We start from the raw sequence: 12,475 nt of genomic DNA, 5'->3' as shown, positions 1-12,475 counted from the left end.
TTGGCACACCTTTCTATCAATCTCTGGTCTCATCATCACAAATCCTTTCACGATTTTTCAGCGGTTTAGGGCATCCGTTTCCCATTGGGACTGCGGCGTTTTTACCGGCCAAAATGGCGATTTCTGATGTCGTGACAGAGAGTTAGTGTCGGATTTTCAGATTAAGATTATACTTGCTCGACCGGCCGATCCTGCATAATCGACCTCACGCATTCACTTCATGAAATGGAATAAATATGACCAAGCTTAAAGCAGTAATCCCCGTTGCAGGTCTCGGTATGCATATGCTTCCGGCGACGAAAGCCATTCCGAAAGAGATGCTGCCAATCGTCGACAAACCAATGATTCAATACATTGTTGACGAATGCGTCGCGGCTGGCATCAAGGAGATTGTGCTGGTCACGCATGCTTCCAAAAATGCAGTGGAAAACCACTTCGATACCACCTACGAGCTGGAAGCGCTGCTTGAAGCACGCGTTAAGCGCCAGTTGCTGAGCGAAGTGCAGTCAATCTGCCCGCCAGGCGTGACAATTATGAACGTGCGTCAGGCTAACCCGCTGGGTCTGGGCCACTCCGTCTTGTGCGCGCGTCCGATGATTGGCGATAACCCGTTTGTGGTTGTGCTGCCAGACGTGCTGCTGGATGATTCCACCGCTGACCACCTGCGTTACAACCTCGCTTCTATGGTTGCGCGTTTCGAAGATACTGGCCACAGCCAGGTACTGGCAAAACACATGCCGGGCGAAGATCTGACCGAATACGGCGTGCTGACCACCGAAGAGCCGATTGATAATCCAGGCGATATCAGCACCATCACCAGCTTTGTTGAGAAGCCAGAAGCGGGCTCAACCGATTCCGATCTGACCGCGGTTGGCCGCTACGTGCTTTCTGCGGATATCTGGGAAGAGCTTGAGCGTACTGAGCCAGGCGCATGGGGCCGCATTCAGCTGACCGATGCTATCGCCTCACTCAGCAAGAAGAAGCCTGTGGACGTGCAACTGCTAACCGGTACCAGCTACGACTGCGGCCGTAAACTGGGTTACATGCAGGCATTCGTCTCTTACGGCTTGCGTAACAACGCACAGGGTCGTGATTTCCGCGAATCCATCCAGAAAATCCTGGCGAAATAAGCTTTCTCATTCTCTACCGCGCCCATCGCGCGGTTTTAAAGGAGTACACATGGCTATTTTGGTAACGGGCGGGGCAGGCTATATCGGCTCCCATACGGTGCTGGCGCTGTTAGAGCGCGGCGACGACGTGGTGGTGCTGGATAATCTTTGCAATGCCTCACGCGAAGCTATCAATCGCGTAGAGAAGCTCTCCGGTAAAAAAGCCGTCTTCGTTGAAGGCGACATCCGCGATCGCGCCTGCCTGCGTGACCTGTTTGCCACCAACGATATCAGCGCCGTGATTCACTTCGCCGCGCTGAAAGCCGTTGGCGAATCCACGCGCATGCCGCTGGAATACTATGAGAACAACGTCGCCGGTACCGTGGTGCTGTTGGAAGAGATGCGCGCTGCTGGCGTGTGGAACTTTATCTTCAGCTCATCCGCTACCGTTTATGGTGCAGATGCGCCGGTGCCGTATGTGGAAACCACACCAATCGGCGGTACCACCAGCCCGTACGGCACCTCTAAGCTGATGGTTGAATTCGTGATGCGCGATTTCGCGAAAGCCGACCCGAATTTCAAAGCCATCGCGCTGCGCTACTTCAACCCGGTTGGCGCACATGAATCTGGCGAAATCGGTGAAGACCCAAGCGGCATTCCTAACAACCTGCTGCCGTATATCGCACAGGTCGCGATTGGACGTTTGGATAAGCTGGGCGTATTCGGTAACGATTATGACACCCCAGACGGCACCGCACAGCGTGACTACATTCACGTTGTCGATTTGGCGGAAGGGCACCTGAAGGCGCTGGACCATCTGGCGAAGGTTGAAGGCTACAAAGCTTACAACCTCGGCGGCGGCGTGGGCTTCTCCGTGCTGGAGATGATCAAGGCGTTCGAGAAGGCGTCTGGTAAGCTGATTCCGTACGAGTTCAAGCCACGCCGTGATGGTGATTTGCCGGCGTTCTGGGCGGATGCAAGTCTCGCCAATACAGAGCTGGACTGGCGCGTGACGCGCGGGATTGATGCCATGATGCGTGATACGTGGAACTGGCAGTCGAAGAATCCGAATGGATTTAAGTAAAGCTGAATGTATAATTAGAAGCCCGGCAAATGCCGGGTTTTTTTACGTCTTAATAATTTTTCCTGCATCTAGATTGATTGAAATTTATTCGCCAAAATCATTTTGATAGCAGGAAAACTCCTAAACGCAAATCAGTATAAAATATCCAGCAGCTCTATCCATCTTGCTGTTTTAGCATGAAAATTACCGAGGCTTTAATTGTCTGAAAAATAGACTATATTCTTTTGAATCATTTGGTTGGGTTCAGCTCATCCGATAAGCCACTGTGAAGATTCCAGGCTAATCCATGAGACAATAACCATGTTAATTCGGCAGCACAAAATGTATTATTTGCGGTGGTCTCAGACTGAGTCAGTTTTTGCAGAATAATTGAGCGCTTAACAGTCTGAGATAAAAAGCACAGGATTGACTTGTTACACAGCAAAGTGGTTGCTGCAAGCCAAGGGCGGTAGCGTGGCTGTTTTTTATTTTTGATGAAAAAATAACCCGCTGATAAATGATATAGCAGTCTAAAAGAGACACATTAGAGGTTGTGGAATGTTACTTCCCGTAATCATGGCCGGAGGAACCGGCAGTCGTTTGTGGCCCCTTTCACGCGAACTCTATCCCAAGCAGTTCATCAGCTTGCATGGACAGCACTCAATGCTGCAGGAAACGGTAAATCGCCTTAACGGCGTGGAAGCCCGTGCTCCGCTGGTGATTTGTAATGAAGAGCACCGTTTTCTGGTTGCAGAGCAGCTGCGTCAAATCAACAAACTTTCACACAACATTATTCTCGAACCGGTCGGCCGTAATACCGCTCCGGCGATAGCTCTCGCGGCCATTAATGCGATTGAGCAGGGTGATGATCCTGTGCTGCTGGTTCTGGCTGCTGATCATGTGATCGAAAACTGCGAGGCATTTCATCAAGCTATTTCAACGGCTACTAAATATGCCAAACAGGGGCATTTAGTTACTTTTGGCATTGTGCCAACAGGCCCCGAAACCGGTTACGGTTATATCCATCGTGGTGCACAGATTGCCGGTTCCGAAGATGCGCCATTTGGCGTGCAGCGCTTTGTTGAGAAACCAAATTTAAAAACCGCAGAAGATTATTTAGCGTCCGGTGAATATTACTGGAACAGCGGTATGTTTATGTTCCGTGCCAAGCGCTATCTGCAAGAGCTTGAGAAGTTCCGTCCCGATATTCTGGAAGCCTGCCATCGAGCAATGGCTAATGTTAATGAAGGCAGCGACTTCATCAGCATTGATAAAGAAGACTTCACTGCCTGTCCAGATGAATCGGTTGATTATGCCGTGATGGAAAAAACTGATGCTGCGGTGGTTGTGCCACTTGATGCAGGGTGGAGCGATGTCGGCTCATGGTCAGCGCTGTGGGAAGTAAACGAGAAAGATGCTGCAGGCAACTCGCTCAAAGGTGACACTTTCCTGCATAACACCAAAAATTGTTACATCAATAGCGAAGATCAATTAGTCGCTGCCATTGGCGTGGAAGATTTGGTCATCGTTAATACTAAAGACGCGGTGCTGGTAGCGCGTAAGGATCAGGTACAAGACGTTAAACGCGTGGTCGAATTCCTGAAGAGTGAATGTCGTAGCGAATATCGTCGCCACCGCGAAACGTATTGGCCTTGGGGACGCTGCGATTTAATCGTAAATACCGGTCGATTTAACGTAAACCGCATTACGGTGAAACCAGGTGAAGCATTTGATCTGCAGATGCATTACCACAGAACTGAGCACTGGGTCATTCTTTCCGGAACGGCCAAAGTTACTATTCAGGATAAAACCTTGCTGCTGACGGAAAACCAATCGACCTTCATCCCGATTGGCCACCAGCATACGTTAGAGAACCCGGGCAAAATTCCATTAGAACTCCTCGAAATCCAGTCTGGTTCTTACCTTGGTGATGATGATCTTATCTTGATTAAAGAACAGTTTGCTCGCAAAGAAGGATAATAAGAAAAAATGGAAGCACTGACTTGTTTCAAAGCGTATGACATTCGCGGTGAGCTTGGTAAAGAGCTCAATGAAGATATCGCTTATCGTATTGGCCGCGCTTACGGCGAATTTATCAAACCCAAAACCATTGTGGTTGGAGGCGATGTCCGCCTGACAAGCGAACCGCTTAAAATGGCGCTGGCAAATGGCTTAATGGATGCCGGCACCGATGTGCTGGATATTGGTATGAGTGGCACAGAAGAGATCTACTTTGCCACTTTCCATCTGGGAATTGATGGTGGCATTGAAGTAACGGCCAGCCATAATCCTATGAATTACAACGGAATGAAATTAGTTCGTGAAGGTGCACGCCCTATAAGCGGTGACACTGGTTTGCGTGATGTTCAGCGCCTCGCGGAAGCTAATCAATTTGCAGAAATTGATCCTGCCAAGCGTGGTAGTTATAAGCAGATTTCCGTTCTGGATGCCTATGTTGATCATTTGATGGGTTACATTGATTTGGCTAATTTTAAAAAGCCAATGAAGCTGGTGATTAACTCAGGTAACGGTGCCGCTGGTCATGTGATTGACGAGATTGAAAAGCGCTTCCAGCAGGCTAATGCTCCGGTTAGTTTCATCAAGGTTCATCATCAGGCAGATGGTCACTTCCCGAACGGTATTCCTAATCCTCTGTTACCTGAATGCCGCAAAGATACGTCTGATGCAGTGCGTGAGCATACAGCAGATATGGGTATTGCCTTTGATGGTGATTTTGATCGCTGCTTCCTGTTTGATGAAAATGCGGAATTTATTGAAGGCTATTACATTGTTGGTCTATTAGCCGAAGCGTTCTTAAAAAAAGAACAAGGTTCTAAAATAATCCACGATCCTCGACTCAGCTGGAATACGGTTGATGTCGTCAATAGTGTGGGAGGAACCCCGATAATGTCAAAAACAGGGCATGCATTCATTAAAGAACGTATGCGTGAAGAAGATGCTGTTTATGGTGGTGAGATGAGCGCCCATCACTATTTTCGTGATTTTGCCTATTGTGATAGCGGCATGATCCCATGGCTTTTAGTGGCTGAGCTCCTCCAAACGAATGAGGCGAGTCTTCAATCTTTAGTCAAAGAGCGAATGGCTAAGTTTCCCGCCTCCGGTGAAATTAATCGCAAAGTTAATAATGCTGCCAAACTCATTGAGTTGATAGAAGACAAATACAGTGCAGGCGCTCTGGAGATTGATAAAACTGATGGACTCAGTATGTCGTTTGAGGATTGGCGTTTTAATTTGAGAACGTCCAATACTGAACCATTAATGAGATTGAACGTAGAGAGTCGACAGAATCCTGAGCTCATGATGAAGAAGACATCAGATATATTGTCTTTACTTGATAAGGGTAATTATGTTTGACATGTTGAAATCTATTTATCAATATCGCGGTTTTATTATCAGCAGCATAAAGCGAGATTTTCAATCTCGTTATCAAACAAGTATGTTAGGAGCACTATGGTTAGTGCTCCAACCACTTGCGATGATTTTAGTGTATACATTGGTTTTTTCTCAAGTAATGAAAGCCAGAATGCCTGATAACACAGGATCATTTGCATATAGCATTTATCTTTGTTCAGGTGTTTTAACGTGGGGGCTGTTTACCGAAATTTTAGATAAAAGTCAGGGCGTATTTATTAATAATGCCAACTTGATAAAAAAACTCAGCTTCCCTAAAATTTGTTTGCCGTTAATTGTTGTCGCATCAGCTATACTTAATTTTTTAATAATTTTTTCACTTTTCATTATATTCCTTATATTTACCGGAAACTTCCCTGGATGGCTGATTCTAACAATGATTCCAGTTATCTTGCTGCAAATAGCATTTGCGACAGGGTTAGGGATGATCTTTGGTGTTGTGAATGTGTTTTTCAGAGATGTTGGGCAGTTTGTTGGTGTGTTATTACAATTCTGGTTCTGGTTTACCCCGATTGTCTACGTATTAAATTCTCTGCCTCAATGGGCGCACAAAATCCTTATGTTTAATCCGGTTGCACGTCTGATGCAGTCTTATCAGGGGATATTTGCTTACCATAAAATACCAGAATGGAGCTCACTAATTCCGGTACTGATTTTGAGTATTATCTTTTGTGTCTACGGATTTATTTTATTTAGAAGACACGCGACTGAAATGGTGGATGAACTCTGATGACTCATATCTTGGTTTCCGGCCTTGGAAAAGCATACAAAATTTATCAGAGAAAAGTTCATCGATTGAAGGAATGGATGATTCCCGGTATTAAGCCGCAACACTCCCTTAAGTGGATTTTGAAAGATATTAATTTTGAAATAAATGAGGGTGAAGCAGTTGGCATCATTGGCATCAATGGTGCTGGAAAGAGCACATTGCTGAAATTAATTACTGGCACAGCTAAACCTACGACAGGTAATATTGATATTTCAGGCCGTGTTGCCGCAATGCTTGAACTTGGTATGGGATTTCATGCGGATTTCACCGGCAGGCAAAACGTCTACATGTCTGGCCAATTACTCGGCTTGTCGATTGAACAAATTAATCAACTAATGCCAGAAATTGAGTCCTTTGCTGAGATTGATGACTATATTGACCAACCCGTCCGAGTTTATTCAAGTGGTATGCAGGTAAGGCTGGCCTTTAGCGTGGCAACGGCTATTCGACCAGACATCCTGATCATTGATGAAGCGCTGTCGGTTGGAGATGCCTATTTCCAGCACAAAAGTTTCGAACGCATTCGCGAATTTAGAAGAAAGGGAACAACATTGCTTCTAGTCTCGCACGATAAGCAGGCTATCCAAAGCATTTGCGATCGAGCCATCCTATTAAACCAAGGTGAGGTGGCTATGGAGGGGAAACCAGAGGCTGTAATGGATTATTATAATGCGCTGCTTGCAGATAAAGAAAAAAAATCCATTAAGTTGAGTGATAATAATGGAAAATTAGCGACGCTCTCAGGTACTGCAGAAGCGCGTATTAGCCGTATAGAGCTGCTAAATGAAGATAATGAGTCGATTGAAACTTTACAGGTCGGAGAAGCTGTCTCACTAAAAATTCAAGCTGATATACATGACGATATTGATGAATTAGTCGTGGGCTATGTTATTAAAGATCGCTTAGGGCAGCCTGTGTTTGGTACAAATACTCATCACATGAATAAAGTGTTGAGTGGGATTGCGGCTGGAAAAAAAATTGAGTATACCTTTAGTTTTGACGCCAATTTGGGCGTTGGCTCCTATTCCATTGCAGTCGCTTTACATTCATCAGATACACATGTTGCTAGAAACTATGAATGGCGCGATCTTGCTTTAGTTTTCACAGTTGTGAACAGCGGTAAACCATCCTTTATAGGCGTAGCCTGGATGCCACCCCAATTGGAGATTAAAGGTGAGTAATAATTTTTACCGTGCATTTGAAGACAAACATCGTGGTAGCGTTGCCGATATCCGTCAAAGATTAACAGTATACTTGCCGTTAATTACTAAACTTAATTCTTACTTTCCTGATGCGAGCGTCGTCGATATAGGTTGCGGACGTGGTGAATGGTTAAAATTACTGCGTGATAACAATATTCAGGCAGTAGGGGTCGACCTTGATGAGGGGATGCTTGCTGAAGCACATAAAGATGGCCTCACAGTTGAATTAGACGATTGTATCAATTTTCTCAAGAGGCAAAATAGTGACAGTGTTATTGCAGTCACGGGCTTTCATATTGTCGAGCATCTTCCGTTTGAAATTGTTCATACGCTGGTACTAGAAGCGCTTCGGGTATTAAAACCCGGTGGTCTTCTTATACTTGAAACGCCGAACCCCGAAAATATAAGTGTAGGAAGTTGTTCGTTCTACATGGATCCTACTCATCATAACCCTATCCCACCGGAACTATTAAAGTTTCTGCATGATTATTATGGATTTGAAAGAACGCGAATAGTCAGACTCCAAGAAAGTGCCCGAATTAAAGATAGTTCTTCTAAACTTACACTATCGGAAGTATTGAAGGGGGTCAGTCCGGATTATAGTTGTGTTTCTCAAAAGGCAGCTTCTCTAGAGTTAACTACCGAATTTGACGAGTTTTTTGTTAAAAAGATCGGTGTAACCTTAGATGAACTTGCTGATCGCTACGATATGGTAATAGGAGATAAACTGGATGTTATCTCCTTGGAGCATGCTAAGGAAATTGAAAGCATTCGTGCTGAAATTAAAAGAAATAATGATTTTAATAAAGAATTAGAACAAAGATTGTCTGCAGTTTATTCTAGTAATTCTTGGCGCATTACTGCTCCTTTACGGGGTATGATAGAAATAGGTAAGCGTGCAAACGTTGCTCGTAAAAAAGGCCATAAATATCTTGCTAAAGCTATAGTACGCAAAATATTGCAGCGGCTTGTCCTTGTGTCCATGAAATACCCAAAGGCTAGGTCTGGAGTTTTGGGCTTGATGCGTAAACTCGGAATATATTCTTTAGTAAAGAGTGTATATTTTAGATCTTTAAAAGAAAAAAAACACGTGCATCATTATAATAATTCTTCATCTGTATCGCATTTTGATAATTTGACAACCAGGGCTAAGGAGATCTACCAAGATCTTCATGACCATGAAGTAAAGAATCATAAAGGTAATAAATAATGAGAATTATAATCGATTTACAGGGCGCACAAACTGAAAGTAGATTCAGAGGGATAGGGCGCTATTCATTATCTATTACTAAAAGTTTACTACGTAATAACAGGTACCACGACTTCTATGTTCTTCTTAATGGTAACTTTGAACATACTATTGAGGGCATAAAAAATACTCTAGATGGTCTGTTACCTGAAAAAAACATTCTGGTATGTCAACTACCGGCACCTCTTCGTGCCTGCGATGAAGGAAATGAATGGAGACAGAGTGCTGCTGCAATTATTCGCGAGGAAATGATACGCACACTTTCAGTTGATTGGGTTTTTATTACTAGCCTATTCGAAGGTCATATTGATGACGCCACGCTCACCATTAAAAAATTGCAAACCAATACGAAAGTAGCGGTGCTTCATCACGATCTTATACCCTTAGTCAATGAAAAGACTTATCTGCAAGATGGTCATTTTCGCCAATACTACATGAAGAAAATTGAATGTCTGAAAATAGCAGATCTTATTCTGACAAATTCAGATTATACCGCCCATGAAACTCATAAATGTTTACCTGAAGCTTTAGGTAAAATTGTTTCAATCTCATCTGCCACTGAGGATGACTGGTACGATAAAGAGATCATTGATATTACAATCGATAAAGTAAAAGAAAAATTCTCAATCAATAAAGATATTATTCTTTATGCGCCTGGTGGTTTTGATAAGCGTAAAAATTTTGAAAGACTTATTGTTGCATTTTCTGAAATTGAACCTGAACTGCGCTTTAGTAAGCAATTAGTTATTATCAGCAAGGTCAATGAGGCTGAACGCAACTATCTGCTATCTATCGTAAAAAAGGCAGGTCTGTCAAAAAATGATGTTATTTTGACCGGTTATGTTAGTGATGATGAACTAATTCTTCTCTATCGGAACTGCTTCCTATTTATTTTTGCCTCTGAGCATGAAGGGTTCGGGCTTCCTATTTTAGAAGCAATGAGATGTGGCGCGCCAACAATTGGTTCGAATGTGACCAGTATACCTGAAGTTATTGGGTTGGAAGAGGCGCTTTTCGACCCATTTTCTGTCAACTCCATCAAGTGTAAAATTCGTGACGTTATTATTAATGACAAATTCCGTCATTCCCTCCAAAAGCATGCTTCGAGTCAAGCCACAAAATTTTCTTGGGACATTTCTGCTCTACGTGCTCTTGAAGCTCTTGAACACTTCGAGTCTGAAATCAATGTTGCAGGCGGGAGTACCTTAGAGGCTATCTCTGCAATCGACAGCATAAAAAAAATTAGCACCAAAGTGAGGCCTAATGATCAGGACATTTTACGCGTCGCCGAGGCGCTAGACCGTAATCTTAAACGGGTAGAACTGAATCATGTTCTATCTAAACCATTGGAATGGCAGGTCGATGGCCCCTTTGACTCATCTTATAGTCTCGCCTTGGTCAATCGTGAATTTGCTCGTGGCCTTGCCAGAGAAGGCGTAGAGATTATTCTGCATTCCACTGAGGGGCCTGGCGATTTCTCCCCAAACTTATCTTTCATGCAAAGATCGGCCAATGCTGACTTGCTAGCATGGAATGAGAAGGCTGACAAAGAGAAGACTCAATCAGTTTCCATTCAGTCACGTAATATCTACCCGCCAAGAGTGTCTGGGCTCAATTCTAAGGTAAAATTTTTACACTGTTATGCTTGGGAAGAAACGGGATATCCGCTTGAGTGGATTCATAGTTTTAATCAAGAGCTTGATGCGGTTCTCTGTACTTCACACCATGTTAAAAAGATTCTCATTGATAACGGCCTGCGCATACCTGCAATAGTAACGGGTAATGGTTGTGATCACTGGGAAAGTGTTTACGCAAAGGACTACTCACTTGGAACCATTAAAAGATTCCATTTTCTGCATGTCTCATCATGCTTCCCGCGTAAAGGGGCAGAAGCAATGCTTGAGGCCTACGGTCAAGCATTCAGTCGTGAAGATGATGTGACTTTAGTCATTAAGACTTTTGACAACCCCCATAATACAATCTCTGAGAGCCTTGAAGCATGGCAGAAAGAACGCCCGAATTTTCCTGAGGTTATCATTATCAAAGAGGATCTTGACGAAAGTAGCCTTAAGAGCATCTATGAACAATGCGATGTGCTCGTTGCGCCAAGTTGTGCGGAAGGCTTTGGGCTACCCATTGCGGAAGCCATGTTGAGTGGAATGCCTGCTATTGTCACAAACTGGAGCGGGCAAAAGGATTTTTGTGATTCAACGAATAGTTGGCTGGTGGATTACCATTATGCTCATGCCAAAACTCATTTTGGTCTTTACTCTTCTGCTTGGGTCAATATCGATGTTGATGACCTGGCGAGAAATATGAAACTTGCAGTGTTGACACCAAGAGAGCAGCGAAGTGAAATGGCTAAAAACGGACGTGAGAAAATTCTTTCTGGCTTTACGTGGTCTGCTGTCGCACAGCGTTCTGTCTCTGCAATACGTTCTCTTGAAACTAAAAATTGGGAGTGTAATCAACAAGCAAAAATAGGTTGGATAACGACCTGGAATACCAAATGCGGCATCGCAACTTACTCACAGCATTTGATTGATAATATGTCTGGTGTTAATCCAGTTATTTTTTCACCCAATGGGCAAGAGCTCATTGACAAAGAAAATGACTTTAGTATACGTAGTTGGAATATTGGTAAAGAAAGAAATGATTTCGACTCTATCATCCAGCATATAGAGCGTATTGGACTTAATACTATTATTATTCAGTTTAATTTTGGATTTTTTAATCATGCCGAGCTGTCAGAATTAATCTACGCATTAAAACAAAAAAATGTAGTTATTGTGATGACACTGCATTCGACAGTTGATCCTGAAAAGAAACCAGAACAGAATTTTAAATTAGAGCATATGCTTGATGCCTTAAAATGCTGTGACCGTCTGTTAGTGCATTCCTTTGCCGACATGAATCGCTTAAAGTCTCTTGGGGTGGAAGAAAACGTAATGCTTTTTCCCCATGGTGTTTTAAGCAACGGAAGTTTATCACTTAAGCCACAAACTAAAAAAAGCATGCCAGTTATCGCTAGTTATGGTTTCTGCTTACCTCATAAAGGTCTTAGTGAAATTGTACAAGCGGTAAAAATTCTAAGAGACCAAAACAATACAGTTAAATTAAAACTGGTTAATGCTGAATTTCCTGTTGGTGAGTCCCGAGATTTAATTTTTGAATTGAAAAAATATGTTAACGAAAATAATATTTGCGATCTCGTGGAATTCCATAATAGTTTCTTATCTGATGATGAAAGTTTAAACTTATTGTCAGAAGCTGATCTGCTCCTTTTTGCCTATCAAGATACTGGGGAGTCTGCTAGCGGGGCGGTACGATATGGGATGGCTACAAGCAAACCTGTTATGGTTACTCCTATTCCCATCTTTGACGACCTTGGTGATGCAGTATTTAAGTTTAATGGATTCACTGCCGCCCAGATTGCTAAAGACATCACTACACAGCTTAATGAAATTAAAAGCGAAAGCCCGAAATGGGAAGCGGTTACGAATTCAGCGGAGAGTTGGCGCAGTCAGCATGATTATCGTGTTGTAGGCATGCGACTTGATAATATCTGTAACGGTTTGATTAGAAATAGAGTAATCAAAGATTTCAATTAATTGTACTATGAGCCATAGTTATAAGGCTCTCATGAGGAAT

At 43.5% G+C, this 12,475-nt stretch carries 8 protein-coding genes; all 8 read left to right on the top strand.

What is annotated here, in order from left to right:
* Nucleotides 1-236: 236 nt before the first annotated feature.
* The 8 genes from galF to ACIP6T_RS08580 all read left to right on the top strand — a co-directional run bounded on the left by galF (nucleotide 237) and on the right by ACIP6T_RS08580 (nucleotide 12,435).
* On the top strand, nucleotides 237-1,130 hold the full coding sequence (gene galF / locus ACIP6T_RS08615) for a UTP--glucose-1-phosphate uridylyltransferase GalF (protein ID WP_345829032.1): 894 nt from the start codon (nucleotides 237-239) through the stop codon (nucleotides 1,128-1,130).
* Nucleotides 1,131-1,179: 49 nt separating this feature from the next.
* Nucleotides 1,180-2,193, top strand: coding sequence for a UDP-glucose 4-epimerase GalE (gene galE / locus ACIP6T_RS08610; RefSeq protein WP_345829034.1), 1,014 nt, complete (start codon nucleotides 1,180-1,182; stop codon nucleotides 2,191-2,193).
* A gap of 537 nt (nucleotides 2,194-2,730) precedes the next feature.
* Nucleotides 2,731-4,152, top strand: coding sequence for a mannose-1-phosphate guanylyltransferase/mannose-6-phosphate isomerase (locus tag ACIP6T_RS08605; RefSeq protein WP_345829036.1), 1,422 nt, complete (start codon nucleotides 2,731-2,733; stop codon nucleotides 4,150-4,152).
* Nucleotides 4,153-4,161: 9 nt separating this feature from the next.
* Nucleotides 4,162-5,547: a phosphomannomutase CpsG gene (gene cpsG, locus ACIP6T_RS08600; RefSeq protein ID WP_345829038.1), complete on the top strand. Its 1,386-nt coding sequence runs from the start codon at nucleotides 4,162-4,164 to the stop codon at nucleotides 5,545-5,547.
* Nucleotides 5,540-6,334, top strand: coding sequence for an ABC transporter permease (locus ACIP6T_RS08595; protein ID WP_345829039.1), 795 nt, complete (start codon nucleotides 5,540-5,542; stop codon nucleotides 6,332-6,334). Before cpsG ends, ACIP6T_RS08595 begins: the two co-directional genes overlap by 8 nt.
* On the top strand, nucleotides 6,334-7,554 hold the full coding sequence (locus tag ACIP6T_RS08590) for an ABC transporter ATP-binding protein (protein ID WP_345829041.1): 1,221 nt from the start codon (nucleotides 6,334-6,336) through the stop codon (nucleotides 7,552-7,554). Before ACIP6T_RS08595 ends, ACIP6T_RS08590 begins: the two co-directional genes overlap by 1 nt.
* Complete coding sequence (locus ACIP6T_RS08585; RefSeq protein WP_345829043.1) at nucleotides 7,547-8,785, top strand: class I SAM-dependent methyltransferase; 1,239 nt, start codon at nucleotides 7,547-7,549, stop codon at nucleotides 8,783-8,785. Before ACIP6T_RS08590 ends, ACIP6T_RS08585 begins: the two co-directional genes overlap by 8 nt.
* Nucleotides 8,785-12,435 carry a glycosyltransferase gene (locus ACIP6T_RS08580; protein WP_400456408.1) on the top strand — a complete coding sequence of 1,217 codons (3,651 nt, stop codon included), beginning with the start codon at nucleotides 8,785-8,787 and terminating at the stop codon, nucleotides 12,433-12,435. Before ACIP6T_RS08585 ends, ACIP6T_RS08580 begins: the two co-directional genes overlap by 1 nt.
* Nucleotides 12,436-12,475 lie beyond the last annotated feature (40 nt).

The organism is Pantoea sp. NPDC088449, assembly GCF_044753225.1.
Lineage (GTDB): Bacteria > Pseudomonadota > Gammaproteobacteria > Enterobacterales > Enterobacteriaceae > Pantoea > Pantoea floridensis.
The sequence above is the reverse complement of the archived record's forward strand: the minus strand, read 5'-3'. Positions and strand labels throughout refer to the sequence as shown.